The sequence below is a fragment of the Nitratireductor kimnyeongensis genome (assembly GCF_019891395.1).
GTDB classification, from domain to species: Bacteria; Pseudomonadota; Alphaproteobacteria; order Rhizobiales; family Rhizobiaceae; genus Nitratireductor; species Nitratireductor kimnyeongensis.
This window is the reverse complement of record NZ_CP078143.1, coordinates 2,282,305-2,307,880: the sequence shown is the minus strand read 5'-3', so window position 1 is coordinate 2,307,880 and position 25,576 is coordinate 2,282,305. Positions and strand designations below refer to the sequence as shown.

Annotated in this window: 22 protein-coding genes and 1 riboswitch; of the genes, 10 read left to right on the top strand and 12 right to left on the bottom strand. The window is 59.9% G+C overall.

Features of this window, described 5'->3' with window-relative positions; all coding sequences use genetic code 11:
* Window positions 1–47 precede the first annotated feature (47 nt).
* Genes KW403_RS10985 through KW403_RS10970 form a run of 4 tightly spaced genes read left to right on the top strand, consistent with a single transcriptional unit; the run spans window position 48 to window position 4,109 of the window.
* Window positions 48–563 carry a TRAP transporter small permease subunit gene (locus KW403_RS10985; protein ID WP_223019534.1) on the top strand — a complete coding sequence of 172 codons (516 nt, stop codon included), beginning with the start codon at window positions 48–50 and terminating at the stop codon, window positions 561–563.
* A 10-nt stretch (window positions 564–573) separates the two neighbouring features.
* Window positions 574–1,878: a TRAP transporter large permease gene (locus KW403_RS10980; RefSeq protein WP_223019533.1), complete on the top strand. Its 1,305-nt coding sequence runs from the start codon at window positions 574–576 to the stop codon at window positions 1,876–1,878.
* A gap of 13 nt (window positions 1,879–1,891) precedes the next feature.
* Window positions 1,892–2,767 carry a MurR/RpiR family transcriptional regulator gene (locus KW403_RS10975; RefSeq protein ID WP_223019532.1) on the top strand — a complete coding sequence of 292 codons (876 nt, stop codon included), beginning with the start codon at window positions 1,892–1,894 and terminating at the stop codon, window positions 2,765–2,767.
* 13 nt (window positions 2,768–2,780) lie between these two features.
* Entirely contained in the window at window positions 2,781–4,109 is a 1,329-nt protein-coding gene (locus KW403_RS10970) for an aspartate aminotransferase family protein (RefSeq protein ID WP_223019531.1), read from the top strand.
* A 31-nt stretch (window positions 4,110–4,140) separates the two neighbouring features.
* Here the strand turns inward: KW403_RS10970 and KW403_RS10965 are convergent, their stop codons facing one another.
* The 7 genes from KW403_RS10965 to KW403_RS10935 all read right to left on the bottom strand — a co-directional run bounded on the left by KW403_RS10965 (window position 4,141) and on the right by KW403_RS10935 (window position 12,684).
* Window positions 4,141–5,937, bottom strand: a complete 1,797-nt coding sequence (locus KW403_RS10965) for an ABC transporter ATP-binding protein (protein ID WP_223019530.1) — start codon at window positions 5,935–5,937, stop codon at window positions 4,141–4,143.
* Complete coding sequence (locus KW403_RS10960) at window positions 5,934–6,836, bottom strand: ABC transporter permease (RefSeq protein ID WP_223019529.1); 903 nt, start codon at window positions 6,834–6,836, stop codon at window positions 5,934–5,936. Before KW403_RS10960 ends, KW403_RS10965 begins: the two co-directional genes overlap by 4 nt.
* Entirely contained in the window at window positions 6,833–7,774 is a 942-nt protein-coding gene (locus KW403_RS10955) for an ABC transporter permease (RefSeq protein ID WP_223019528.1), read from the bottom strand. Before KW403_RS10955 ends, KW403_RS10960 begins: the two co-directional genes overlap by 4 nt.
* Before the next feature lie 106 nt (window positions 7,775–7,880).
* A complete protein-coding gene (locus KW403_RS10950) occupies window positions 7,881–9,422 on the bottom strand; it encodes an ABC transporter substrate-binding protein (RefSeq protein WP_223019527.1) in 1,542 nt (513 codons plus the stop codon).
* A 42-nt stretch (window positions 9,423–9,464) separates the two neighbouring features.
* Window positions 9,465–10,178 (bottom strand): SDR family NAD(P)-dependent oxidoreductase, encoded by a 714-nt coding sequence (locus tag KW403_RS10945; protein WP_246637747.1) that lies wholly within the window; start codon window positions 10,176–10,178, stop codon window positions 9,465–9,467.
* A gap of 26 nt (window positions 10,179–10,204) precedes the next feature.
* Window positions 10,205–11,371 (bottom strand): NAD(P)/FAD-dependent oxidoreductase, encoded by a 1,167-nt coding sequence (locus tag KW403_RS10940; protein ID WP_223019526.1) that lies wholly within the window; start codon window positions 11,369–11,371, stop codon window positions 10,205–10,207.
* Window positions 11,368–12,684, bottom strand: a complete 1,317-nt coding sequence (locus tag KW403_RS10935) for an NAD(P)/FAD-dependent oxidoreductase (protein WP_223019525.1) — start codon at window positions 12,682–12,684, stop codon at window positions 11,368–11,370. The genes KW403_RS10940 and KW403_RS10935 overlap by 4 nt, the downstream gene beginning before the upstream one ends.
* Before the next feature lie 104 nt (window positions 12,685–12,788).
* Here KW403_RS10935 and KW403_RS10930 point away from each other — a divergent pair, with 104 nt between their 5' ends.
* On the top strand, window positions 12,789–13,691 hold the full coding sequence (locus tag KW403_RS10930; RefSeq protein WP_223019524.1) for a LysR family transcriptional regulator: 903 nt from the start codon (window positions 12,789–12,791) through the stop codon (window positions 13,689–13,691).
* Here KW403_RS10930 and KW403_RS10925 read toward each other — a convergent pair.
* The gene (locus KW403_RS10925) at window positions 13,618–14,439 is read right to left on the bottom strand and encodes a helix-turn-helix transcriptional regulator (protein ID WP_246637964.1); all 822 of its coding nucleotides are present in this window, start codon (window positions 14,437–14,439) and stop codon (window positions 13,618–13,620) included. The genes KW403_RS10930 and KW403_RS10925 overlap by 74 nt on opposite strands.
* Before the next feature lie 478 nt (window positions 14,440–14,917).
* Between KW403_RS10925 and KW403_RS10920 the strand changes: the two genes are divergently transcribed.
* The 3 genes from KW403_RS10920 to KW403_RS10910 all read left to right on the top strand — a co-directional run bounded on the left by KW403_RS10920 (window position 14,918) and on the right by KW403_RS10910 (window position 19,979).
* Window positions 14,918–16,897, top strand: coding sequence for a TonB-dependent receptor domain-containing protein (locus KW403_RS10920; protein ID WP_223019522.1), 1,980 nt, complete (start codon window positions 14,918–14,920; stop codon window positions 16,895–16,897).
* Between the two features lie 195 nt (window positions 16,898–17,092).
* A complete protein-coding gene (locus KW403_RS10915; protein WP_223019521.1) occupies window positions 17,093–18,973 on the top strand; it encodes a PhoX family protein in 1,881 nt (626 codons plus the stop codon).
* Between the two features lie 208 nt (window positions 18,974–19,181).
* Window positions 19,182–19,979, top strand: a complete 798-nt coding sequence (locus tag KW403_RS10910) for an ion transporter (protein WP_223019520.1) — start codon at window positions 19,182–19,184, stop codon at window positions 19,977–19,979.
* Between the two features lie 9 nt (window positions 19,980–19,988).
* Here KW403_RS10910 and KW403_RS10905 read toward each other — a convergent pair whose 3' ends face one another.
* Complete coding sequence (locus KW403_RS10905; RefSeq protein WP_223019519.1) at window positions 19,989–21,080, bottom strand: 2'-deoxycytidine 5'-triphosphate deaminase; 1,092 nt, start codon at window positions 21,078–21,080, stop codon at window positions 19,989–19,991.
* Between the two features lie 83 nt (window positions 21,081–21,163).
* Window positions 21,164–21,241, top strand: a riboswitch (SAM riboswitch).
* Between the two features lie 49 nt (window positions 21,242–21,290).
* On the opposite strand from KW403_RS10905, the gene KW403_RS10900 reads away from it, so the two are divergent.
* Window positions 21,291–22,481 (top strand): O-succinylhomoserine sulfhydrylase, encoded by a 1,191-nt coding sequence (locus KW403_RS10900; protein WP_223019518.1) that lies wholly within the window; start codon window positions 21,291–21,293, stop codon window positions 22,479–22,481.
* Window positions 22,482–22,488: 7 nt separating this feature from the next.
* Here the strand turns inward: KW403_RS10900 and KW403_RS10895 are convergent, their stop codons facing one another.
* Window positions 22,489–23,094, bottom strand: coding sequence for a CDP-alcohol phosphatidyltransferase family protein (locus KW403_RS10895; RefSeq protein WP_223019517.1), 606 nt, complete (start codon window positions 23,092–23,094; stop codon window positions 22,489–22,491).
* A 191-nt stretch (window positions 23,095–23,285) separates the two neighbouring features.
* Here KW403_RS10895 and apaG point away from each other — a divergent pair, with 191 nt between their 5' ends.
* Window positions 23,286–23,678, top strand: coding sequence for a Co2+/Mg2+ efflux protein ApaG (gene apaG / locus KW403_RS10890; RefSeq protein ID WP_223019516.1), 393 nt, complete (start codon window positions 23,286–23,288; stop codon window positions 23,676–23,678).
* Here the strand turns inward: apaG and KW403_RS10885 are convergent.
* Window positions 23,671–24,672: an Hsp33 family molecular chaperone gene (locus KW403_RS10885; protein ID WP_223019515.1), complete on the bottom strand. Its 1,002-nt coding sequence runs from the start codon at window positions 24,670–24,672 to the stop codon at window positions 23,671–23,673. The genes apaG and KW403_RS10885 overlap by 8 nt on opposite strands.
* Window positions 24,654–25,571, bottom strand: coding sequence for an ornithine carbamoyltransferase (argF, locus tag KW403_RS10880; protein ID WP_223019514.1), 918 nt, complete (start codon window positions 25,569–25,571; stop codon window positions 24,654–24,656). Before argF ends, KW403_RS10885 begins: the two co-directional genes overlap by 19 nt.
* Between the last annotated feature and the right edge of the window lie 5 nt (window positions 25,572–25,576).

The following is a 25,576-nucleotide window of genomic DNA, read 5'->3' as shown; positions in this document are numbered from 1 at the left end:
CGCCCTTGCGGGTGCCGCCCCACGCTTTTGATCAGCCGGGATCCACCATGCAAACCATCGATCTCTTTCTGGGCCGGATTGGCCGCCTGCTGGCGTTTCTGGCCAGCCTGTGTCTCGTCGTCATGATGTTCCAGATCTGTCTGGATGTCGGCGGCCGTTACCTCTTTGGTAAGCCGATGCCCTCCACACTGGAGATCGTGTCGGACTGGTGGATGCCGGCACTCATCTTTCTTCCGTTGCTCAATGTCGAATGGCGCAACGAGAACATTGCCGTCGATCTTTTCTATCAGGGGCTGGGACCAAAAGCACAGGCATTGCTCGATGCCTTTGCGCTGATCTGCTTCGGCGCGTTTCTGGCATTGATCGCCTATGCGGGGTTTGAACAGGCGCTGCGCGCCTATCGTCAGGGCGAGTTCATTGTCGGCATGATCCCTGTCATCACATGGCCGCCGCGCTTCTTCCTGCCGGTGGCGGGTTTCCTGACCGCACTTCTCTGCCTTGTCCGAGCTGCTGGCGCGGTTTCGCGTGCCGCTTCGTCCCAGACACAAAACAGCGACCAGTAAGGGCCTTACCGTGGATAGCATCACCCTTGTCTACTGGGCGCTTGGTGCGCTCATGATCCTCCTCGCGCTGCGCGTTCCCGTTGCAGCGGCGCTCGGCCTCGTCGCAATCGTCGGCATGTATCTCCTTGTGGGAGAACGGGCGACCTGGGGCGTCATGCGCTCGGTTCCCCATGCCTTCGCCGCCCATTGGAGCCTGAGCGCCATCCCCATGTTCCTGTTCATGGGCTATGTGTGTTTTTCGGCCGGTCTGACAGACGGGCTTTTCCGTGTCGCCCGCGCCTGGCTCAACTTTCTGCCCGGCGGGCTCGCTATCTCTTCAGTGGGTGGGGCCGCGCTCTTTTCATCCGTCACCGGATCCTCTGTCGCCTGTGCAGCCGCCATGGGCAAGATCGCCGTGCCGGCCATGCTCGACCGTGGATACGACGCCAAGCTTGCCGTGGGCACGATCGCTGCCGCCGGCACGATGGGATCCCTCATCCCACCAAGCACCATTCTGCTTCTTTATGCCGTTTTCGCCGAGGTTCCCGTCAGCGAGCTCTTCATCGGTGCAGTGATCCCCGGCCTTCTGACCGCGCTCATGTACGGCCTGATGATCCTGCTTCGTGTCAGGCACAACCCGGCTCTTGCTCCGCGTGAGACCAGCGTCGACTGGCGCGAGCGGTTTCTTGCTCTGGGCGAGACATGGCCGCTCTTCCTGCTCGTCATCACCGTGTTCGGCGGCATCTTTGCCGGGCTTTTTTCCGCAACCGAGGCAGGCGCCATCGGTGCCCTTGCCTCCATCGCCATCGGCTTTGCCAAGCGCACACTTTCCTGGGAAGCGCTGAAAGCGGCTGCGTTCGAGACGATTCGCTCCACCTCAGCAATCTTCCTCATTGCTGTGGCCGCAGCGCTTCTGACCCGGCTTTTCGCCTTTGCGGGCTTCCCCGACTATGTGCAGGGCCTGATCGGAGAGGACATGTCGCCGCTTCTGATCATCATCGCGGTCTCGCTGATCTATCTCGTGCTCGGCATGTTCCTCGATCCCATCGGGGTGATGCTGCTCACCCTTCCGGTTCTCCTGCCCATCTTCGAGACCGCGGACATCAGCCTGATCTATGCCGGCGTCATGATCACCAAATATCTGGAGATCGGGCTCATCACACCGCCGGTGGGTCTCAATGTCTTCGTCATCAAGAACGTGGTCGCCGATAAAGTGTCCATCAGCGATGTCTTCCGCGGCGTGGGATGGTTCCTGCTTGCCGATGTGGTGACCGTCGCCATACTCATCGCATTTCCGGCAACCGTCTTGTGGTTGCCCAGCCTGATAAGCGGGTAAAAGGATGGCAGAGATGACAGACCTTGAAGCGCTGACACAGCGTATGATCTCGCAGATTGAAACGCTGCCCCGCCGGCTTGCCGATGGAGCCCGCTACCTGATCGATCACCCGGACGATGTCGTGCTGCTCTCCATGCGCGAAATCGCCAACCGCGCCGGCGTTGCACCAGCCACACTCGTGCGCCTGGCGCGTACGCTGGATTTCGCCGACTGGTCGCAATTGCGTGCCGTTTATGCCGAAAGTTTCAGGACCGGACCCGCGCGCTATGCCGACAAGGCCGTGGAAGCGGTGAAACAGGACAAGGGTAGCGGCCTTCTGGCCGAGACCTTCAAGGCGCAGGAGGCAAGCCTTGCCTATGCGCTGAAAAGCAATGCGACCTCGGACATCTCCGCTGCAGCAAAAACACTTGCTCATGCCGAGCGGCTTTACGTCGCCGCCTTCATGAGCTGCCGGGGGCCGGGGCTTACCTTCACCTATCTTTGCAAGATGCTGCGCCCCAATGTGGAGCTTCTCGGCAGTGAGGGATCTTCGCTGGTGGCCGACCTTGCCATGCTGACGGAGCGCGATGCGGTTCTCTCCATAAACTTCCAGCCCTATGCGCGCGAGATCGACATGGTGGCCGAGGGCATCCGCTCCTCCGGCGCGAAACTGGTTTCGCTGAGCGACAGCCGCGCCACGCCATTGCAACCCCATGCATTCACCAGCCTGCTCTTTTCAGCCGAAAGCCCATCCTTCTTTCCGTCCGTGATTTCGGCTGTCGGCGTTGTCGAAGGGCTTGCCGCCGCCATGCTCACGGAGCTTCAGGACACGGCGATGGAGCGCATCGGCACCATCGAAGAACAGCTTTACGCCTCCGGCTCCTACCACGCGCACCGGCGCGCACGATAACAGAGACATCCGAATGACCCATGTTTTTCACCGCACCCCCGGCAACCCGCTCCCGGTCGCTGTTGGAGGGAGCGGCGCTTACATCACCGACGAGACCGGCAAGCGCTATATCGATGCCTGCGGCGGCGCTGCCGTATCCTGCATCGGGCATGGCGATGTGCGTGTTCTTGAAGCCATTCAGCAGCAGATGGCGCAGATCAGCTATGCGCATACCAGCTTCTTCACCTCCAATGCGGCCGAAGCACTCGCCGACCATCTGTGCGCCGCGACGCCGCTCCCCCTCGACAAGGTCTATCTCGTCGGCAGCGGCTCCGAAGCCATCGAGGCGGCGATCAAGATGGCGCGTCAGTATCATGTCGAGCGCGGCGAGCCCTCGCGCAGGCTGGTGATCTCCAGACACCAGAGCTACCACGGCAACACGCTGGGAGCACTCTCGGTCGGGGGCAATCCGCCACGGCGAAAACCCTATGCGCCGTTCCTGCTCGAAGAACCCAAGATCGAGCCCTGCTTTGCCTATCGCTATGCCCATGCCGGTGAGAGCGCGAATGACTATGCAAACCGTGCTGCCAACCTCCTTGAAGACAAGATAAGAGAACTCGGCCCTGAGAACGTCATCGCTTTCCTGGCTGAAACAGTCGTCGGTGCGACCGCAGGCGCGGTTGCCGCCGAAAAGGGCTATTTCCAGAAAATCCGGGAAATCTGTAACCGCTATGGCGTGCTCCTCATTCTCGATGAGGTGATGTGCGGCTCCGGCAGAACCGGCAGCTTTCTTGCCTGCGAGCAGGAAAATGTGGCGCCCGACATCCTGACGCTGGCCAAGGGTCTTGGCGGCGGATACCAGCCCATTGCCGCCGTCATGTGCTCAAAGGATGTCTACGAGACGATCACCGGTGGCAGCGGCAGCTTCGTTCATGGGCACACCTATTCGGCCCATCCGCTGGTGTGTGCTGCCGCACTTGCCGTTCAGCAGATCATTCACGACGATGCCCTCATCGACAATGTGATTGCGCGCGGGGATCAGTTGCGCGAACGACTGCTTGCCCGGTTCGGCAACCATCCGCATATCGGCGACGTGCGGGGACGCGGCCTGCTCCAGGCCATCGAACTGGTCGAGCATCGCGATACGAAAGAGCCGTTTTCATCCGGCCGGAAAATCGGCGCTGCGATCAAGAAAAGCGCCATGGAGATCGGCCTCATGATCTATCCGGGAAGCGGCACGATCGACGGGACCTCCGGCGATCACATTCTCCTGGCACCGCCTTACAATGTCGACCAGGACACCATCGACCTGATCGTCGAAAAACTGGGCCACGCCGTCGACGCCGCGCTCGGAGGACAGTAGATTCCGAATGATCCGGTAGGGTGATGGCGGACTAATGCTCCATGACAAAGTGATCCGGTCCCACCTCCAGCATTCGGCGCGCGGGCCTCTCCCAGCCTAACGGACGCACAGGGCTCTTCAACTCCTCGGCGATAAGACCGCGCCGGCGACCGCGTGTCGCCGGATCGGGGACCGGAACCGCGTCGATGAGTTTGCGGGTGTATGGGTGGCGTGGATTGGACAGGACCGCGTCGCGTGGCCCGATCTCGACGATCTCGCCGAGGAGCATCACGGCAATGCGATGGCTGACCCTTTCGACGACCGCGATATCATGGCTGATGAACAGATAGGCCAAGCCTAGCTCGCGCTGCAGATCAAGCATGAGATTGACCACCTGCGCCTTGATCGAAGCATCGAGCGCTGAAACCGATTCATCGGCAACGATGAGGCTGGGTTCAAGGGCAAGTCCTCGGGCAATGCAGACACGCTGGCGTTGACCGCCTGAAAACTCGTGCGGGAAACGCAGCGCGTGCTCCGGGGTGAGCCCAACGAGGTCCAGAAGTCTGGCGACCTTATCCTGCGCCTCCATGGGATTGCCGAGACCGTGCACCCGGATCGGCTCGGCGATAGCGGATCCCACCGTCTGACGGGGATTGAGCGAACCATAGGGATCCTGAAAGATCATCTGCATGCGTCGGCGCGCCGCACGCAGGCTCGCCGGGTCGGCATCCATCAGGTTTTCGCCCTCAAACGAAACGCGACCGGCGACCGGCTCGACCAGCCGCAGGATGGATCGACCGGTGGTAGATTTTCCGCAGCCGGATTCACCAACCAGCGCCAGCGTCTCGCCAGCGCGCACCGAAAACGACACATCCTCCACCGCGTGAACCTGGCCCTTGACCCCTCCAAGCAGGCCTCCCCGCACCGCGAAACGTGTCGTCAGCCCCTCGACTTGCAGAATAGGCTTGCCGCGATTGTCCGGTTCACCTTCTGGCTCGGGACCTGGGCCAGAGAGATCCATTGCCGGGAAACGGCGCGGTGTCTGCGTGTTGGCCAGTGTGCCAAGTTTGGGCACTGCGCCCAAAAGCATTCTGGTGTAGCCCTCTTTCGGGGCGTTAAAGAGCTCTGCTGCCGGCGCCTCCTCAACCTTGTCGCCTTTCAACATCACCACGACGCGGTCGGCGATCTCGGCAACCACGCCCATATCGTGGGTGATGAACATCACCGACATGCCGATGTCTTTTTGAAGCTCGCGGATGAGCTCGAGAATCTGGGCCTGAATGGTCACGTCGAGCGCCGTTGTCGGCTCGTCAGCAATCAGAAGCTTGGGCTGGCAGGCAAGCGCCATGGCGATCATCACACGCTGGCGCATACCGCCGGAAAAACTGTGCGGATGCTCGCTCGCGCGGCGCTTGCCATCCGGTATGCGCACAAGCTCGAAGAGGCGTTGGACCTCGGCCTCGGCCTGGGCAGCATCCATGCCCCGATGGCGGCGCAGTGCTTCCGCCACCTGGAAGCCGACGGTGAGAACCGGGTTGAGGCTCGTCATGGGCTCCTGGAAGATCATGCCGATCTCGCCACCGCGCACGTCGCGCATGGCTTCCTCGTCAAGGGTCAAGAGCTCACGGCCATCAAGCCTGATCGAACCCTCTATGCGCCCCATGCCCTGCTGGATGAGCCGCATGATGGAGAGTGCGGTAACCGACTTGCCGGAACCGGATTCGCCGACCACGGCGACCGTCTCGCCGCGACCGATATCGAAGCTGACATTGCGCACCACCGGCAGCCATTTTCCCTCCACGCGAAAGGACGTGGTGAGCCCGTTGATGGATAGGATGGGCGTGCTCATTCTTCACCCCGCAATCTCGGATCAATGGCATCGCGCAATCCATCACCGAGCAGATTGAGTGCGAAAACGACGATGAGGATGGCGATGGATGGAAAAAGGGCCAGCCAGAAGCTGTCGAGAATGTTCTCGAATCCCTCCCGGATCATGCCGCCCCAGGTAGCGGTCGGCGGGGCCACACCAAGGCCGATGAAGGCAAGCGAAGCCTCCACGCGAATGGCCGTGGCGAGCCAGAGCGAACCCATGACGAGGATCTCGGGCGCAATGTTGGGCAGGATATGGCCGAACATCAGGCGTGAGTCGGAGTAGCCCAGCGCACGTCCGGCTTCTATGAATTCGCGGTTCTTTACCGCAATGGTGGGTGCGCGTGCGATGCGGGCAAAGGGCGGGATGGCCGTCAGCGCGATCGCGATCACCAGATTGGCGATGGAAGGCCCGAGCATGGCAACAACAATGAGGCCGAGGATCAGCGAGGGGAAGGCCAGAAGCACATCCATGATCTGCATGATGATGATATCGGTGCGCCCCCCGTAATAGCCGGCGATCATGCCGATGAGCGTACCGAGGATCATGGCCGAACCGATGGCAAGCAGACCGATGGCAAGCGAGATGCGCGCGCCCCAAAGAATGCGGGAGAGCGTATCGCGGCCGTAATAATCCGTCCCGAACCAGTGCTCGGCCGATGGCGGCTTAAGGCGAAACAGGATGTTCTGATCAAGCGGATCATAGGGCGCAATCCAGGGCGCCAGGATGGCCAAGGCGGCGACGATCAGGAAAACACCGAGGCCGACCCAGGACGTCTTGTTGGCATTAAAAGCCTTCAGGAGGCCACTGCCGGTGGCGGCGAGCGCGCTGCGCAGATAGGCAACGCGGGAGAGGGAGGTTGTTGTAGCCTGTGTCATGAGTACTTGATCCTCGGGTCGATCAGACCATAGGTCAGGTCGGTCAACAGGTTCACGAGAACGACGATGAGCGTGTAGATCACCATCATGCCCTGCAGCATGGTGTAGTCGCGCTGGTTGAGCGCACCGATGATGAGCTTGCCGAGCCCCGGACGATTGAAGACGATTTCGGTCAGAACCGAATTGCCGATCAGAATCCCGAGATAGAGACCGACGACCGTGACGACCGGGATCATCGCGTTGCGCAGGCAGTGGCGCCAGATGATGGTGGCAAAGGCCAGCCCCTTGGCATAGGCCGTTCGCACATAGTCCTGATTGAGCACCTCCAGCATGGCTGACCGCGCCACACGGGTGATGTAGGCGGCCATGATGAGGCCGAGATTGATTGCAGGCAGCGCGAGATCGCGCAGGCGCTCGCCCAATGTCGTGCCCTGCCCCGAACTGATCACCGGGAACCACCGGAGCTGGATGGCGAAAACCAGTAGCAGAAGAACCGCCGAAACGAAGGCCGGGAAGGAAAGCCCGAGCAGCGATGCCATACGGGTGATGTAATCCGGAAGCTTGTTGCGCCGGACCGCGGACCAGACACCGAGCGGAATACCCACCACAGCGCCGAGGATGAGCGATACGATCGTCAGCTCAAGGGTCGCAGGGAGGACCTTCAGAATTTCTTGAATGACCGGTCGGCCAGAGACCATGGAGACACCCCAGTCTCCGACGATCACGCCTCCGAGGAACTGGACATATTGTACATAAAGCGGCTGATCGAGGCCGAGCCGGGCACGCAGAGCAACCAGCGCTTCCTGGCTGGCCTGGTCACCAAGGATCGCCATCGCCGGATCGCCCGGAAGAATGCGGACGATGAAAAACACGATGGTCAGAACGGCAAAGAGCGTGATGACCGCGAAGCCAAGCCGTTTGAGGACGAATGCTGTCATGGCACCTTTCGGTGCGCCGAAGCCAAACCGGCGACGCTCCGCCCCTTGCCAAATGGATACAGGCAAGAGGCGGGCCGGGTCATCGGGATCGGCGCGATACCGTTCCCTATTCGGTGAAGTGGGCTGCTTCGGTCACCGGCGGGCTCAGATTGAGCGAACCGTTGACTTCCACGCCGAGATCAAGCGTGTCTTTCCACGCCCAGAGCTGGAGGCTCTGCACAATCGGAATGGCGCAGACCTCATCCATGATCTTGCGCTGTGCTTCCGCCCACAGTTCAAGCTGCTTCTCCGGATCCGTCGCCACACGGGCACCGGTGATCTCCTCATCCGCCACAGCACAATGGGAGAAATTGGTCACCGCCGTCGGTGTACCGACGATGGAATCGGAGTGGAAGAACTGAGTCAGATAGGTGTCGGCAACAGGGAAGCGCGCTGCCGAATAGTGGGTCACCTGGCTCAAATCCTTGCGGATCTGCTCGTGGAAGGTCGCGTGCTCGACGGTCTCGATCTCAAGATTGATGTCCGCCTCACGCAGAAGAGCCTGAATGGCTTCCATCGTGGTGATCATCCCTGGAAGCGTTGTGTGGATCGCCTTGATCGTCACGCCATCGGGGTGGCCCGCTTCAGCAAGAAGCGCCTTGGCCTTCTCGATGGAATATTCGTAAGTCGGCACATCATCGGTGAAGCCGAGATAGCCTTCCGGCACGGGCGATACCGCGGCCAGCGTCACGTCCGGTCCCTTGAACTGAACCATCGCATCACGGTTGACCGCATGGGCAATGGCGCGGCGGACACGAACATCGTCAAGCGGCGGCATCGTCATGTTGAGATGGATGACGGACATTTCGCCAGGCTTCATCACCGCCACTTTCGTGCCGGGAATTTTCGAAATGCGCTCGACCCAGGTCTGATCCTGCTTGCCGTAGATCATATCGATCTCACCCGACTGGAACGCCAGGTCACGCGAAGCATCCGAGGGGATGTAGCGGTAGTAGATTTCCTTGATCTTGGGTTCGCCGCGGAAATATTCGGGATTGGCCACAAGCTTCACATATTGCTGCGGCTGGTATTCCTCGAACATGAAGGGCCCGGTGCCGATGGGCGTGCGTTCGAAATCCGCACCCAGTGCCTCGACCGCGTCCTTACAGACGATGTTGCCACCATGATAGGGCACGAGCATGCCAAGGAGGCTTGGAACCGGGTTCTTAAGTTTGATCGTGACTTCGTAGTCACCCGTTGCCTCGACACTGTCGAACGCTGTGTAGTCCTTGGCGAAGGCCGAGACATCCGCATTTGCCGAGCGATTGAGCGAATAAACGACATCTTCAGCGTCAAGCGCGCCGTAATCTCCGTGGCACTCCACATCCTCGCGCAGCTTGAAGGTCCAGGTCAGTCCGTCCTCCGACGCCGTCCAGCTTTCCGCGATGTCGGGTTCAATATTGGCAGGGCTTGCCTCACCAGGCTTGATCCGCACAAGGCCGTTGAACATCCAGTGCAAAAGGCCCTTGTCGGGTGTGGATGTTGCCACATGCGGGTCGAGCTTGCCCGCATCGGCGCTTCCCATGCCGATGTTCAAGGTCTCGCCCGCGGCAAGCGCGCTGCCTGCCATCAGCAGGCTTATCAGTGTCGTTCCGATTGTTCTTTTCATTGGTTCCACCTCTTCGAGTTTCGATCTGTCGTGACGTGCTCCCTAAAGCGTGTCTTCGAGCCGGCAATTCACCAGCATTTCGGCCATCGCCGCCGTGTTCGGCAGGGCGATCGCAGTCGCAGCAAGCTCGGCAAGGTCGCCGGGCTCTATCATCTCCTCGCGCGCCACCTTCGTGACGCCCGCGGTGAGATCGGTTGCAACGAAGCTCGGGCAAAGCGCGGTTGCGCGCACGCCATGCTCCCAGCCGATGCGGCGCGTGCCGTGTGTCAGCGCCATCATGGCATGCTTCGTCATATTGTAGGCGATGTTTTCGTTGCGGACCCGCTTTCCCGAAAGCGAGACCACATTGACGATGCGTCCGCTTCCAGACGCCTTGAGATGCGGAAGGCAGGCACGGGTGAGGAAAAGAGGCCCCTTCACATTGATCGTCCAGAGTGCATCAAGATCGGTTTCTTCGCCGCTTTCGATGGAAAATGTGTTGGAGGTGCCTGCGTTGTTGACCAGAGCATCGAGGCGGCCGAATTTTCCCAGCGTCGCCGAAAGCCAGTCGGCATGTGTCTGCCGGTCGCCTGCTTCATACCGGGCGCAGAGCAGCCGGTCTCCAGCAAGGTGGGTGAAAGCGGCCTCCAGCGACGCCGCATCCCGCGCGCCCGCACTCACCGCGTATCCCTTGGCGTGCAGCGTCTCCACCAGCGCCCTGCCAATCCCCCGGCTGGCACCGGAAACCATCACCACACGCCCTGCTGGATCAAGCACTTTTGTCTCCCCTCATCTGTTCCCTCTCAGCCATGCAATGTCAGTGCTGCTTGCTCCTTCGAAGAAAGGTTCGAGAAACGCCCAAAACGAAAGGCACTGACATCCAACTCTGGTCGCCGCTTCAGGACAAGCTGCGCTGCCAGCAGGCCGCTTATCGGGCCGATCCCGAAACCATGACCGGAGAACCCTGCAGCAACCACCAGATTGTCGAAGCCGGGAACGCTATCAATGACCGGCAAAGCGTCCGGAGTGAGATCAAGTACCCCGCCCCAAACGCTCTCTATCTCCGCATCAGCGAAGGCTGGAAGAACTTGGGAGATGCGGGAGATCGTCTCCCGGATCTTGCCCATGGAGGTCCGCGCCACGGGCTTTCCGTCCAGTTCATCAAGTCTGCCCTGCCAGACATCTGCGCCACTCGTCGCCCTTAGCTGGCCACCAGCTTCCTGACGCACAGCCATATTCGCGTTGGCAACGCCGAGCACCGGAGCAACCATCGGTTCGCAGGCCGCACTTCGCAGAACGGTGACAAGCGGATGCTGCAACGGGACGGCGTGACCGAGCGGTTCCAGAAGCCGATTGACCAGGATGCCTGGGGCCGCAAGGACTGCGCCGGCCGAAATCTCCCTGTTCTGGGTAACGGCACCACTGACATTCGCTCCGTCCACCACCAGACGCTGGACAATTTCTCCGGTCGATATTCTCGCCCCTTTTCGCTCCGCCAGCCGGAGATAGGCGTTCACCGTGGCAACCGGATCGGCGTGACCATCCGTTGGACACCAGGAAGCTGCCAGCACAGATGCCGAAAGGGCCGGCACCATGGCGCGGACCGCGCTGTTGTCGGCCAAAAAACTTATGTCGAGCCCCGCCTTCTTCTGATCGGCAACCAGCGCCTTAATCGTTTCCACTTCGGCTTCACTGCGCGCCAGACGCAGATTTCCCTCCTGCCGGTAATGGGTCTTGGCTTCCAGCCTGTGATCGAGTTCCTGCCAGCGGGCCACCGCAGCCCGCGCCAGCGGGAGCTCGGCTGGATGCCGGCCCGACTGCCGCACACCAGCCAGTGTCCAACCGGATGCCATGGCAGCAGGGCCATACCGATCGACCACTTCCACCCGCGCGCCCATCTCCGCAAGCTCAAGGGCCGCCACGGCGCCGGTTATACCTGCTCCAATGACAAGGACATCGGGTGCGCTCATGCCGCCGCTCTCCTTGAGAACCTGGAGAGGCTGAACGGTTTCGGATCCACCACCGGCGTTTCGCCTGTCGTCATCTGCGCGGCAAGCAGGCCTGCGCCCGGCCCAATCCCGAAACCATGCCCCGAAAGCCCTGTTGCGATCAGGAGCCCCTGCCATCCCGGCGGTGAATCCAGAACAGGAATTTCGTCTGGCATGACGTCGATCATCCCGCCCCAGGTTTCAACCGGTCGGGCATCGGCGAGTTGCGGATGCAGCTCTCGCGCCGCATTTATTACCCTGTTGATGAGCCTCGGGTCAGGCTTCGGATCGAAGACGCGGACACGCTCGAAAGGTGTTTCTTCATCGGCCTGCCAACGGGCCGTTCCGAGCGGGCCGAAGAAATCGCGCCCGGCCCTGATTGTCATGATGCGCCAGCGATCCCGCAACACGGGCAGAAAAGCGCCAAAATGGCGGAACGCCGCCGGAATGAGCTGAAACTCGGCCGCGCCGCTGCGCGCTATCGTGTAACCGCCATCCAGCCGCCTGCGCACGGAAGCACGCGCCGCACCCAGGCCGCCGGATACGATCTCCGGCGCGGGGCTAGTTCGCAAAACAGATGACTTGACCGCAAGCTGCGGCAGATTCAGCCCAAGATTTTCAAGGAACGTGCGCGACCACACGCCGCCGGCCAGAATGACCGACTTGCATGCAATCTCACCGTGTTCGGTGACGACGCCGACGACCGCCCCATTGGCTCTTTCCACCATGCGAACCGCGCAGTTTTCAAGAATGGTAACGCCGCATTTCTTCGCATAACGGGCCATTGCCGGCACTGCCAGCGAGGGCTCCGCCGTCGCATCCGAGGGCGTGTGGATGGCGCCCCGGAAGCGGCGGTCACCGCGCCCTAGAAACCGATCCGTCTCGGCTGAAGACAGGAGCATCGTGTCGAGCTGAAAGGGTTTTGCTGCCTCGTGCCACGCCTCATGAGGTTCGAACTCGGCGTCATTTTCCGCGAGATAGGTGGTGCCGCGCACGCCATAGCCGATGTCCGTGTCGAGCTGCGGGACGATCCGCGCCCACAACCTTGCGCTTTCGATCATCAACGGCAACTCTCGAAGGTCGCGTCCCGTCTTGCGGATCCAACCCCAGTTTCGCGAGGACTGCTCGCCGGCTATGCGCCCCTTTTCGCACAGAACGACCGGGATGCCGCGTTCCGCCAAATGAATGGCCGCGGTGACACCGACGATGCCGCCACCGATAACCACGATTTCGGTATGGTTTGGAACGGAGGACGGATCAATTCTCTCCTGGGACCTGCTACCGTTCACCTTCATGCCCCTCACATGATCGGATGGATTTATCCTGTCAGTGAACGGCTGATGTCGCTATAAGGCAAATAAGGATTCATTCCGTCTCTATCAGAAAAACTTATAGTCAAATGCTCAGCCCACGATCTCTGGAAGCCTTTCGCGAAGTGATGCGCACCGGCAGTGTTTCCGGTGCTGCAGAAGAACTTCTGATCTCACAACCAGCCGTCAGCCGCCTGATACGGGAACTGGAGGAGCGGCTCGATCTGCGGCTCTTTACCCGCTATGGCGGACGGATTGTTGCAACACCTGCCGCACATGAATTCTGGATGGAGGTTGAGCGCAGCTTCACCGGACTGAAGCATATCGAGCGGGCTGCCCAACAGATCAAACGCGGGCAGCGAGCCACTCTCAGCATCGCAGCCGCACCGGCGTTCGCCCAGGCGGCGCTGCCTCAGGCTGTTGCGGAGCTCCACCAATTGCGACCCGAGTTCAGAGCGGAGTTCTTCTCGATGACCACGCTGCCTGTGGTGCGACAGGTGGCGTTGCGGCAATGCCAGATCGGGTTTGGCATCCCGACGCAGCACAAATCCGAAATAGACGTGGTGCGAACCGGCGCGCTTCCCTATCGCTTTATTGCCCCAGCCGGGCATTTCCTCGGAGACAAGGCGGAGGTGGATATAGAGGATTTGTCAGATCTCGACTTCGTGGGGTTTGTCGATTCCACCATGACCGGGCGAAGTTTCGACCGACGCTTTGCAAGAATGCGCAAGCCGCCTGTGATGAAGATGCGCAGCTATCTTTCCATTGTCATTGCCGCTCTGGTGCGCCGCGGGCTTGGTGTTGGTATCGTGGATCCGTTCACCGCGGAAGAACACGAGCGCGCCGGAGGTATCGTGCGTCCTCTCAACACTGAAGAGCGCTTTGAATACTCGGTTATCAAACCGATCGGAGAAAAGCTCAGCCCGGAGTGTGAAGCGCTTGTGGAGATCTTTGAGCGTCTGGCCGAGGCACACCGGCACGAACCTGGCTAGGGGTCATACCATATGCCTTGCGAAAGGCCGTCGTGAAGCTCGAAATGTTGTTGTAACCAGCCAAGTGCGCTGCATGCGCGATCGGGATTCCATCCTGCGCCAGGGCCGCGCGGGCAGCTTCCAGGCGCTTCTGCCGAATGAAGTCGAAGACGGTCACGCCGAAATGCATCTTGAAGTGCCGTTGCAGCGTGGATGTGCTGCACCCAACCTCACGTGCGATCAGGCCAATGGTGAGTTCCCGATCCAGATTGCCGCTTACGAAGTCGCGGGCGCGCTCGCAATACCGCAGGCTCATCAGCGTCGGCGAGGGAAGAAGCTCCTTCGTTTCAGCGAGCATCGTCAACAGGGACTGCCACATCAGATCAAGCCCTTGAGCTCTCAGATAGAGGGACGACAACTCGCCCTGCAGGGCAGGTGGTGGCTGCATGATCTTCCGGGCTGACTGGACAATGTGTTGCCCCGGTTCAAACGAGAAATTCGCAAGGTGCTGAGAGAGGAAAGTCCTCAGGACCGATTTCTCTGCCTCATCCTGCACCTCGAAGAGACGCTGGAGCCATGGCAGTGGTGCAGAAATCATCACCTTGCGCAGCGGTGTGGTGCTGTCATTGAAGAATCGCAATCGGCTGTCCTTCGCGACATTGAGCATAAACACCGTCGGCGAGCAGGCTGCCTCCGTGCCCGCATCGATCTCGAATTGACACCCATCGATCTCGAAGTGCTGGGCTCCCTGCAACAGCACCATCAACATGAATTTCGGCCAGATGCTCAGCTCATCTGTGTCGGACGTGCAGTTGGGCACCCCCTCCAGGGCACCAACAAAAAGTTCCTGTGATGTGTACTGCATTCAGAGACCCTGACACCGGCACGGCGCAACCGACATCGCCACCGGCACAATGCCGTTTGAGCCTAAGAGATTGCAGTTCCTGACAAACTCTTTCGGCTCGACACGTTTTTGAGGTCAGACGTATATATGACCAATCTTCTCAAGATTAAGCTGTACGGGTGAGAGAAGCAAGGCTGACGCCTCCAAAAGCGAAAGCATCCGGCACAGGGCTTGAGTAGTTCGCGAGCAAGGGGACATTCCGGTGGGATCGCGAAACGGTGTGTCTGCTTCCGCAGCCAGGAAGCCGTTGTGACGTCTCTTACCGACCTCTTGCTGGACCAGAACATTGGCTGCCAAGCCGGAGCCCAGCGCTTCCCGGCCGGGAATCAACAGGGAAAGAAAAATGACGTTTACGCGGATACTGCCGCTTACCGGTGTCTCGTTGCTTGCGATGGCTTCCGCATTGCAGGCGCAGGAAGGCAATCAGACGACCACCGTCCTCGACACAATCACCGTCATCAGTGACGGCAAGGAAAACATCGAAGCGACAGGTGGCACGGTTGTCACAAGGGAGGATCTGGAGATCCTGCAACCCAGCAACACCTCGGAGCTCTTCTCGCGTAAATCCTCGATCAGTGTCTCGGGCGGTGAAGGACCTTCCAAGCGTATCCACGTTCTGGGCATGGAGCAGTCGCACCTTGCCGTCAGCGTGGATGGCGTGCCGCAGACCGCAACAAGCTGGCACCATACCGGTTCGAACGTCGTCGATCCCGTATTCCTGAAGCGGGTGGAGGTGGAAGCAGGTGCCGCCGCCGCCGATTCCGGTTTTGGCGCGGCAGCCGGTGCAATCCGCTACGAGACCGTCGGTGCGCTGGATCTGCTCGAAGACGGAAAGAACCTGGGGGCCCGGCTTGGTCTTTCCTACGGTACGAACGGCCGTGGCTTCTCGGGCAGTGCCGCCGGTTATGGCCGATACGAAGGGTTTGACTGGTTCGTCATGACGCACGGCGCAAGCGGCAAGAACTACAAAAGCGGCGACGGGCTTGAAATTCTCGGCACCGAGCCTGCGGCGCGCAACATTCTCGCCAAGCTCGGCTATGAAGCAGAAGGGCATCGCCTCGAGCTCGGCTATGAGCGCAGCCGCGACAAGGCCGACCGCCTGATCAAGATGAACATGGGGCTTGCCGGCGACACGGTGCATCCGCTCGAAGTGGCGCGCGATGCCGTGAACCTGAAATACACCACAACGGCACCCACCGACATGTGGGATCCGGAGGTGACGCTCTATTACAGCGAGAACAACTATTGGCGGCCGAACTACGAGAACCGCACCAACGGTAATATGGCGCTGGATGAAGACCTGTTCGGCGGTAAAGTGCAGAACCGTTTCACTTTCGACAGCGGCAACATCACGGCTGGTGTCGATTTCGGCCGGCATGGCTATTTCACCGACAATTATGGCAATAACGACCGCCGTTATCGCGACTTCTCGACCGTGCAGATCGGCGCGTTTGCGCAGGGGCGCTTCGAATTCGACAACGGCTTCAACCTGTCCACAGGTGTGCGCTATGACGGCCATCGCTTCACGGACTGGAACGACAACGCATTCTCTGACAGCGGCGCCAGTGTGAACGCGACTGTTTCCTATAAATTCAACGACCATTTCGAGGTGTTTGCCGGCGCCTCGCGGACCTGGCTCGGCTACGTCATAGGCGATTATGGCTATGTCCATGCCCGCGACGACAGCTTCACCACAGACCCCGGCTTCAGCGCCGGCACCGCGCAGAACCTTAAAGTGGGAGCGAATTTCGGAGGCGAGAACTGGAACGCCGGCGTGACCTTCTTCGACACACGCATTGACGGCCTTCCCGTCTATGAGTGGGGAACAGGTGGCACGCTGCACAATTCCCCCGATGGGTCTCGCTCCCGTGGTGTGACCCTGAATGCCGGGTATCGTTGGGAAAACACGAAGATCGGCGCGACTTTCACAAAGGCGAAGGTGACGATTGGAGACAACACCGCCCTTCCCAACAGCGGTACCTTCATGCCGATTGGCGATATGGCCACGTTGTATATCGATCACGAGATCCCGGACTACAATCTGAAGCTGGGCGCATCCTTGGCCTGGGCGGGGAAGATCTCCGATGCCTATGCCGCGGCTGAAGGGTTCTACGATCAGCCTGCCTATACCGTCGTCAACACCTATGCCGAGTGGACGCCGCCATCCTATGAAAACATGACGATTCGTGTCGGCGTCGAGAACCTGTTCGATAAAACCTATTTCGAGCGCACCGGCTTTGCCGCGAGCTCGAACCGTGGCGGAATCGAACCCGTCTATGCGCCGGGCCGGACCTTCACATTCCATACGGCTGTGAAGTTCTGACCTTGCCGAAACTACAATAGAGACCTTGAAACCGGGGCCGGCCACGACGATGGTCGGCCCTTCCCATTTTCGGCTCATCCGTTCGACCACCTGAACACAGTCCTGTAAAAATCCTGTCGCATGCACTCGCTACGGTTACCGGCAGATGTCGCCACCGGCGGCGCAATCCAGCCAAACAGCCAGAGGACTGCAGTCATGAACAAGCAGGATATCGTTCGCCTGTCATGGGACGAATTCGACGAGATGCGCGACCCGCGCCCCGAGGACAATGGTTTTGACGCCGTGGTGGAGCGCGCCATTTCGCGTCGTGGCTTTCTTGGTGGTGTTCTGGCATTCGGCTCTGCTGCAGCCGCCATGGGAACAGGCGTCTTCTCTACCACCTCAACTGCGAAGGCAGAAAGCGCGGCGTTCAATTTTGAGCCTATCGGGATCGCGACCGACCACGAAATACACGTTCCTGCCGGGTATAACTGGAAGCCCCTGGTGCGCTGGGGCGACCCGCTTTTCAAGGAAGCGGAAGGTTCCTATTCAGCGGAGAATGGCGTTGCCGTCGACATGTCGGACAAGGTGTTCGGCGAGAACACAGACGGCATGGAGACTTTCATAGATGGTGACAAGACAATCCTTGCCATCAACTCCGAATATGTGAACCCCGAGATCAACCTGCCGGCCGAAGCCGAAGGCATGCCCCGCAACGCGGACGAAGTGACGCTCCTTAAGAACATGCAGGGCGTGACCGTGATGGAGATTGCCGACACCGGCGATGGTTATGCCGTGGTGCTCGACAGCCCCTATAATCGCCGCATCACGCATGAAACTCCCATGACGATGGATGGCCCGGCGGCGGGCTCCGACCTCGTGAAAACGAACGCAGATCCGGAAGGTCTCTCGCCGAAAGGCACGATGAACAATTGCGGCTCGGGCAAGACTCTCTGGGGCACCTATCTGACCTGCGAAGAGAATTTCAATGGCTACTTCGGCACGACCAGTGAGCGCGAAGCCACGGAAGGCGAAGTGCGCTACGGTATCGGCGGCGAGAGCCGGTATGCCTATGAAAAATTCGACGAGCGGTTCGATCTCGCCAAGGAACCCAACGAGCCGAACCGTCACGGCTGGGTAACGGAGATCAACCCGCTCGACCCCGATTCCACGCCTGTGAAACACACGGCGCTTGGGCGTTTCAAACATGAAAATGCTGCAATGGTGCAGGCAGCGGATGGTCGCGTCGTCGTCTATATGGGTGACGACGAGCGCGGCGAATTCATCTATCGCTATGTGTCCAATGGCACTTGGGCCGAGGGGCAAGCCACGGACGGGCTTCTTGCAGACGGAACGCTCTACGTCGCCAAGTTTAATGACGACATGAAGGGCAAATGGCTGCCCCTGACACCCGAAAGCACGGGAATGTCGATTGAGGAGATACTTGTCTTCGCTCGCATTGCAGGCTCGAAGGTCGGTGCAACCACCATGGACCGACCAGAATGGATTGCCACCAACCCGCTTCGCGTTGAAGCCTATTGCGCGCTTACCAACAACAAGAACCGGGGCGTTTCCGCCAATGCCGGTGGCGACGAACAACCCGCCGGCGGCCCGAATCCGCGTGAGACAAACAATTTCGGCCAGATCGTCCGTTGGCGGCCCGAGGGTGAAGACCATGGCGCAGACACGTTTGCCTGGGACCTTTACGTGATGGCCGGCAACCCCAAGGTCTACAGCAATGTCTATGCCGGATCCGACAACATCACTGAAGGTAACATGTTCAACTCGCCTGACGGGATGATTTTCTCCTCCGACGGCATGTTGTGGATCCAGACCGATGGTGATGACAGCAATGAGGGCGAGTTCGAAGGACAGGGGAACAACCAGATGCTGGTTGGCAACCCCGAAACCGGTGAAATCGCCCGCTTCCTGACGGCTCCGAACGGCGCAGAAGTGACCGGTCTGACCTGGTCGGCCGACCGCAAGGTTGCATTCGTCGGCATCCAGCATCCGGGCGGCAGTTGGCCCGACGGTAATGGAAAGCCACGTTCAGCGGTGATCTCCGTCTGGCGGGAAGACGGTAAGGTCATCGGCTAGCCTGAACGACTACAATTGATGGACCAGGCAGGAAGCAACGCTTCCTGCCTGGTTTCGTTTATCGAGATGAGCACGAGGCTCCCGTTTTGCCGGTGATCGCTCCGCAGGCGCATTCTGACCGAACTGTCGGGCACGGCTTGACGTTTTGCCGAATTCATCCCACCTGTGTGCCGCTCAATTCTTCCAAAAGCCAAGCGGACTCCCAAACGTGCAAGCGCTCAAAAGCCTGATCGAATCCCGTCGCTTCGAAGCGGCCATTACTGCCCTTATCGTCGTCAACGCGATCACGCTGGGTCTTGAGACTTCTGAACGAGCCATGACTGCATTTGGTCCACTGTTGAAAACGCTGGACCAAGCCATATTGGGCGTCTTCGTCGCCGAACTTCTCGCACGGTTCGCTGTCTACCGGCAGAACTTCTTCCGCGACCCCTGGCGAATCTTCGATCTCGTTGTGGTGGGCATTGCGCTTGTTCCGGCGACCGCCGGGCTCTCTGTGTTGCGCGCGCTGCGCATCCTGCGTGTCTTGCGTCTGGTCAGCATGGTGCCATCATTGCGGCGTGTGGTCGGCGGACTGATCTCGGCGCTGCCGGGCATGGGCTCTATCATGCTGCTTCTGGGGTTGGTCTATTACGTGTTTGCAGTGATGGCCACCAAACTGTTTGGCACATCGTTTCCCGACTGGTTTGGCACGATCGGCCTTTCCGCCTATTCGCTTTTCCAGATCATGACGCTGGAGAGCTGGTCGATGGGGATCGTCCGTCCGGTGATGGAGGTCTATCCACTCGCCTGGCTCTTCTTCATTCCCTTCATCGTCTCGACCACGTTCACCGTGTTGAACCTCTTCATCGGTATCATCGTCTCGGCGATGCAGGCCGAGCATGATGAAGAGGCATCGGCCGAACGCACAGCCCTGCAGGCCGAGCAGGAGATCATCCTCAACGAGATTCGCGCGCTCCGCAAAGAAGTGCAGGCAATGGCCGCGGAAAAGGCGCGGGAAGAGCGCTGACCTTTGCGGTCAGGCCATGCGGAAATGTTTGGAAAGCTTCAGCGTCTGCCCCTGGTAGTTCGATTTCAAGTCCGCGCCATAAAGCGCATCAGGGCGTGAGAGCATCCGTTCGTAAACGAGGCGGCCAACGATCTGGCCATGTTCAAGAATGAACGGAACCTCATGGCTGCGCACTTCGAGAACCGCGCGGCTGCCAGTGCCACCGGCCGAAGAATGGCCGAATCCGGGATCGAAGAAACCCGCATAGTGCACACGGAACTCGCCCACCAGCGGATCGAACGGTGTCATCTCAGCCGCATGGTGCGGCGGCACATGCACCGCTTCCTGCGACACGAGAATGTAGAACTCGTCAGGATCAAGGATCAGGCCGTCCGCACCGTCGCCTGTCAGTGGCTCCCAAAAGTCTGCGATGTCGTGCTGGTCGCGCTTGTCCACGTCGATCAGTGCCGTGTGGTGTTTTGCGCGGTATCCGATCAGCCCGTTGCCGCCACCGCTCAAGTCGACCGAGAGCGCGATGCCACCGCCAGTGATGTTGGGGTCTTCCGAAGCAACGAGCGTCTCGCGCGCATGCAGATCCGCCAGCGCGCTTTCATCGAGCAACGCCTTGCCGGTACGGAAGCGGATCTGCGAAAGGCGAGAGCCGGTGCGCACCACGATCGGAAAAGTGCGCGGGCTAACTTCCATATAGAGCGGGCCCGAATAACCGGCCGGGATCTTGTCGAATTCCTGCCCGTGGTCGGTCATCACACGCGTGAAGATATCGAGCCGTCCCGTCGAGCTTTTCGGATTGGCGGAGGCCGAAATGCCATCGGGCAGATCGAGCCCCTCCAGCAGCGGGACGATATAGACGCACCCCGTCTCCAGAACCGCTCCTTCGACGAGGGCGATCTCGTGCAGTTTGAGTTTCTCAAGCTTCTCTGAAACACGGTGGTTCGGCCCAGGCAGGAAGCTGGCGCGTACACGATAGGCAACAGTGCCCAATCGCAAGTCGAGACTGGCTGGCTGAATCTGGTCGTCATCCAGCGGACGAGCCGAGGCGAGCGCTCCATTGTCGAACAGTGCCGCAATATCCTTGTCCGGCAGAATTCCCGCTTTTGCCAACGCCCCTCTCCACGCACGCAGTTCAATTGAACGAGGTTTAGCGTTGCTGGTCGTTGACGCAAGGCGCTTGAAGGCGTAATGGAGCTTTATCCCGTGGTGATTTGGCCGGTCGGCTTGCAGCCACGTTAAAGAAGTCGCTAAAAGGCCGCGCTCGATCACCGGACCGGCATGCGGCTTTTCGCGGCCGGTTTTTTGATGGGTGGTTAAGCGATGACAGAGAATTCCAAGAACGACTGGAAACCACAGACAGCGCTTGTTCATGGCGGGGTCTCCCGCTCGCATTTTGGCGAAACCTCCGAAGCGCTCTATCTGACGCAGGGCTTTGTTTATGACAGTGCCGAAGCTGCGGAGGCCCGATTCAAGGGCGAAGAACCCGGCTTCGTCTATTCCCGCTATGCCAATCCCACCGTCGATATCTTCGAGCGCCGCATGTGCGCGCTGGAGGGCGCCGAAGAGGCGCGCGCCATGTCTTCCGGCATGGCGGCGGTCACAGCAGCGCTGCTTTGCTCGCTCAAAGCCGGCGACCATGTGGTGGCGGGCCGTGCGCTTTTCGGATCCTGCCGCTGGGTGGTCGAGACGTTGATGCCCCGCTACGGGATCGAGACGACACTTGTCGACGGCGCGAAGCTCGAAAACTGGCAAGCGGCCATACGCCCCAACACCAAGCTTTTCTTTCTTGAAAGTCCCACCAACCCGACATTGGAAGTGGCTGACATTGCCGGCGTCGCGGCCCTTGCAAACGAAATCGGCGGGCGGCTCGTTGTCGACAACGTGTTCGCCACCCCTCTCCTGCAAAAGCCGCTTGAACTGGGCGCGCACGTGGTCGTCTATTCGGCCACAAAGCACATTGACGGTCAGGGCCGATGCCTGGGTGGTGTCGTCTTATCGGACAAGGAATGGGTGGACGAGCATCTCCAGGACTTCTTCCGCCACACCGGGCCCAGCCTTTCGCCCTTCAACGCATGGACGCTGCTTAAGGGGCTGGAGACACTACCGCTGCGCGTGCGCCAGCAGACCGAAAGCGCCGGCCGCATCGCCGATCTGCTTGCCGACCACCCCAAGGTCGCCCGTGTCATCTATCCGGGCCGCGAGGATCACCCTCAGGCAGACATCATCGCCCGGCAGATGAAGGGCGGCTCGACGCTCATCTGCGTTGAATTGAAAGGTGGAAAAAAGGGCGCATTTGCCTTCGAGAATGCTTTGAGGATCTTCCAGATTTCCAACAATCTCGGCGATGCCAAGAGCCTTATCACCCACCCGGCAACCACCACTCACAAGAACCTGTCGGATGATGCCCGGGCAGAACTGGGAATTGGTGACGGCACCCTGCGCCTGTCGGTCGGTCTGGAAGATTGCGACGACCTTCTTGCCGACATCGAAAGGGCGCTGGCCGCAATATGAAGCGCGTTCAGCCGAAACGCCTGCTCGCCAAAACCATGCGTGAAACAGTGGTATAGGCGGTGAGCGCGGCAAAACCGTAGGCGAGTACCGGAAACCAGGACGGTAAGAGACACATGGCCACGAAGACGGCCAACGTTTCGCTCGCTTCGGCCAGTCCAGTGGTGAAGAAGAGCGATTTCTCCCCCCGTGCATCGCTTTTGAGGCGACGTTTTTCGGCCATGACCGCGTAAGCAAGAAAGCTGGCACCATTGACATAGAACGCCAGCAGGAGCACTGCGCCGGCGATTGCGTTGGCGCCGGGGTCGGCGATAATGAAGCCGAGCGGCACGGCTCCGTAAAACGCAAAGTCCAGAACGATGTCGAGATAACCACCGAAATCGGTCTTGCCGTGAATTCTGGCTATGGCTCCGTCCAACCCGTCGCATAAGCGGCTGGCCAAAATGAGCGCAAGCCCTGCCCAAAAGCCCTGATAAGCAATGGCAGCGGCGGCGGCCAACCCCAGTGCAAGTCCCGCATAGGTGACGGCATTGGCGCGCACCCCCGCTCCCGCAAGCTGAGTGGCTACGGCAGATAATCCGGGGTTGATCTTTCGATGTGCCCAACCGTCAAGCATGTTTCACCAGTGTGTTGTTCTCACTGCCCCTTGCTTATCGCCATTCGACCTCTCATGCCGCTCACAATGGCGTCATGAAAGATCATCGAACCTCATGCATGATCCGCCATGCCATCTCTGCTATGCTCTTGATCTTTCACGGGAAGGCCCCATCCTTCCTGCGTCGAGTGCGCGCAATGCGAGTTTGAGCCATGTACAGAGCTGTTACCCAATCAATCGAAGTCAGCGCCGAACCGAGCTATCTGTCAGCACAGTCAGATCCCGAAAGCGGCCATTTCGTGTGGGCCTACCGGATCACGATCACGAACCACTCGCCCGAGACTGTTCAACTCGTCGCGCGTTACTGGCACATCACCGACGAGACGGGGCGGGTTCAGGAGGTTCGTGGAGAAGGTGTGGTGGGAGAGCAGCCCGTCCTACAGCCGGGGGACAGCTACACATATACGTCCGGCTGCCCGCTGACCGCTCCCTCCGGCATCATGGTGGGGCGTTACACGATGCGAGGACCGCGCGGGGCGCTTTTCGAAATTGACATCCCCGCCTTCTCGCTTGATCTTCCCGGCGCCTCGGCCCGGATCAACTGAAGTCCTTCGGATCGAAGACATACTCGGTCGAACAGAACTCGCAGGTGACGCGTATGACGCCATCCTCGATGCTGTCGGCCACCTCTTCCGGTGTGAAGCCATCCAGAACAGCCTTGATCTTGTCTCGTGAACACGAACAATCATCGCGCACGTCAGAGCCTTCATAAACACGCACACCGTGCTCGTGAAACAGGCGGTAAAGCAAGCGTTCAGCCCCGACCGTGGGGTCGACGAGTTCCGTCATCTCCGCAGTGGAAAGCAGCATACGCGCTTCCTGCCACGCATTGTCTTCCGGATGGGTGGATCCTTCGTGATCCTCGTCACCGTCGCCGCCGGGAAGATCGAGACTGCGCATGCGTTCGGGCGCGCTGGGAAGAAACTGCAGAAGCAAACCGCCTGCTCGCCAATGTTCCTGCCCGCTCTCGCCGCCAGGCAAAACCATCTTGGCAACACCCAGACGAACCTCGGTCGGTATCTGTTCGGACTGGCGAAAATAGGTGCGTGCTACGTCTTCCAACGTGGCCCCATCGAGCTGCACGATGCCCTGATAGCGTTGCATGTCGGTGCCCTGATCCACAGTCAACGCCAGAACACCGGCGCCAAGCAGGTCTTCCGGAGCATCCTTACCGGCTGCAACCGCCTCTTCGAGACGTGCCTCGTCAAAGCGAGCATAAGCCCGCATGGAGCTCGGTGTCGAAAAATCGGCAACGAGCATATCGACCGGCCCGTCAGAGCGGGTCTGAACGATGAACTTGCCCTCGAACTTGAGCGAGCTTCCCAGAAGCACGGTGAGAACGATCACCTCTGCAAGCAGACGTGCAACCGGCTCGGGATAGGTGTGGCGCGCAAGAATCTGATCGAGCATCGGCCCGAGCTGAACCGCGCGACCGCGCACATCCAGCGGCTCGACGTCGAAAGGAACGACGTGGTCGTCTCCGGCGAAACCAAACTCGCCCAATTGTCTTGTTTCGCTCGTCACCTGTTGAGACACCATGCAAGAACCGCTTTTTGCGCGTGAAGACGGTTTTCCGCCTCGTCGAACACCACCGAATGAGGCCCGTCAATGACTTCGTCAGTCACTTCCTCGCCACGATGAGCCGGCAGGCAATGCATGAACAGTGCATCGGATTTGGCGTGCTTCATCAGCGCTTCGTTCACCTGGAAGGGCTTGAAGACATTGTCACCGCGCGCGCGATGCTCCTGCCCCATTGACACCCATGTGTCGGTGACAACGCAGTCTGCATCGGCCACGGCCTCTTCGGCAGTTTTCATGAAAGTGACCCGTCCACCATTCGCGTGCGCCCAATCGACATATTGCGCCATTGGCTCGCTGCCCGGAGGCACGGCGATATTGAGACGGAACTGCATGCACGCAGAAGCCTCGATCAGAGAATGCAGCACATTATTGCCGTCCCCCGTCCAGGCAAAGAGCTTGTCCTTCACCGGACCCCGGTGTTCCTCGAAGGTCAGGATATCGGCCATGATCTGGCAGGGATGCGTGTCATCCGTCAGCCCGTTGATCACCGGGACTGTGGCATTCTCCGCCAGTTCGATAAGACGCTCATGCGCCGTTGTGCGGATCATGATTGCATCCACATAGCGCGAGAGCACCTTCGCAGTATCAGCGATGGTCTCAGAGCGGCCAAGCTGCATCTCGGTGCCGGTGAGCATGATCGTTTCACCACCAAGTTGTCGCATGCCGACGTCAAAGGACACGCGGGTCCGGGTCGACGGTTTGTCGAAGATCATCGCCAGCGCCTTGCCTTCCAGAGGCCTTTCGCGCTCGCCGGCCTTCAGGCGCGCCTTGCGCGCTCTCGCATCGTCGAGCATCAAACGCAGATCCTGCGGATCTACCATGGAAAGATCAATGAAGTGGCGCAGACCACTGGCCATGCCCG

Bases quoted from the DNA above. Each gene is read 5' to 3' on its own strand.
- KW403_RS10965 (WP_223019530.1), bottom strand. From the start codon at position 5,937: ATGAGCACGCCCATCCTATCCATCAACGGGCTCACCACGTCCTTTCGC.
- argF (WP_223019514.1), bottom strand. From the start codon at position 25,571: ATGGCCAGTGGTCTGCGCCACTTCATTGATCTTTCCATGGTAGATCCG.
- apaG (WP_223019516.1), top strand. From the start codon at position 23,286: ATGTACAGAGCTGTTACCCAATCAATCGAAGTCAGCGCCGAACCGAGC.
- KW403_RS10900 (WP_223019518.1), top strand. From the start codon at position 21,291: ATGACAGAGAATTCCAAGAACGACTGGAAACCACAGACAGCGCTTGTT.
- KW403_RS10915 (WP_223019521.1), top strand. From the start codon at position 17,093: ATGAACAAGCAGGATATCGTTCGCCTGTCATGGGACGAATTCGACGAG.
- KW403_RS10975 (WP_223019532.1), top strand. From the start codon at position 1,892: ATGACAGACCTTGAAGCGCTGACACAGCGTATGATCTCGCAGATTGAA.
- KW403_RS10960 (WP_223019529.1), bottom strand. From the start codon at position 6,836: ATGACACAGGCTACAACAACCTCCCTCTCCCGCGTTGCCTATCTGCGC.
- KW403_RS10935 (WP_223019525.1), bottom strand. From the start codon at position 12,684: ATGAAGGTGAACGGTAGCAGGTCCCAGGAGAGAATTGATCCGTCCTCC.
- KW403_RS10925 (WP_246637964.1), bottom strand. From the start codon at position 14,439: ATGTTGATGGTGCTGTTGCAGGGAGCCCAGCACTTCGAGATCGATGGG.
- KW403_RS10885 (WP_223019515.1), bottom strand. From the start codon at position 24,672: ATGGTGTCTCAACAGGTGACGAGCGAAACAAGACAATTGGGCGAGTTT.
- KW403_RS10970 (WP_223019531.1), top strand. From the start codon at position 2,781: ATGACCCATGTTTTTCACCGCACCCCCGGCAACCCGCTCCCGGTCGCT.
- KW403_RS10985 (WP_223019534.1), top strand. From the start codon at position 48: ATGCAAACCATCGATCTCTTTCTGGGCCGGATTGGCCGCCTGCTGGCG.
- KW403_RS10930 (WP_223019524.1), top strand. From the start codon at position 12,789: ATGCTCAGCCCACGATCTCTGGAAGCCTTTCGCGAAGTGATGCGCACC.
- KW403_RS10920 (WP_223019522.1), top strand. From the start codon at position 14,918: ATGACGTTTACGCGGATACTGCCGCTTACCGGTGTCTCGTTGCTTGCG.
- KW403_RS10955 (WP_223019528.1), bottom strand. From the start codon at position 7,774: ATGACAGCATTCGTCCTCAAACGGCTTGGCTTCGCGGTCATCACGCTC.
- KW403_RS10895 (WP_223019517.1), bottom strand. From the start codon at position 23,094: ATGCTTGACGGTTGGGCACATCGAAAGATCAACCCCGGATTATCTGCC.
- KW403_RS10950 (WP_223019527.1), bottom strand. From the start codon at position 9,422: ATGAAAAGAACAATCGGAACGACACTGATAAGCCTGCTGATGGCAGGC.
- KW403_RS10940 (WP_223019526.1), bottom strand. From the start codon at position 11,371: ATGAGCGCACCCGATGTCCTTGTCATTGGAGCAGGTATAACCGGCGCC.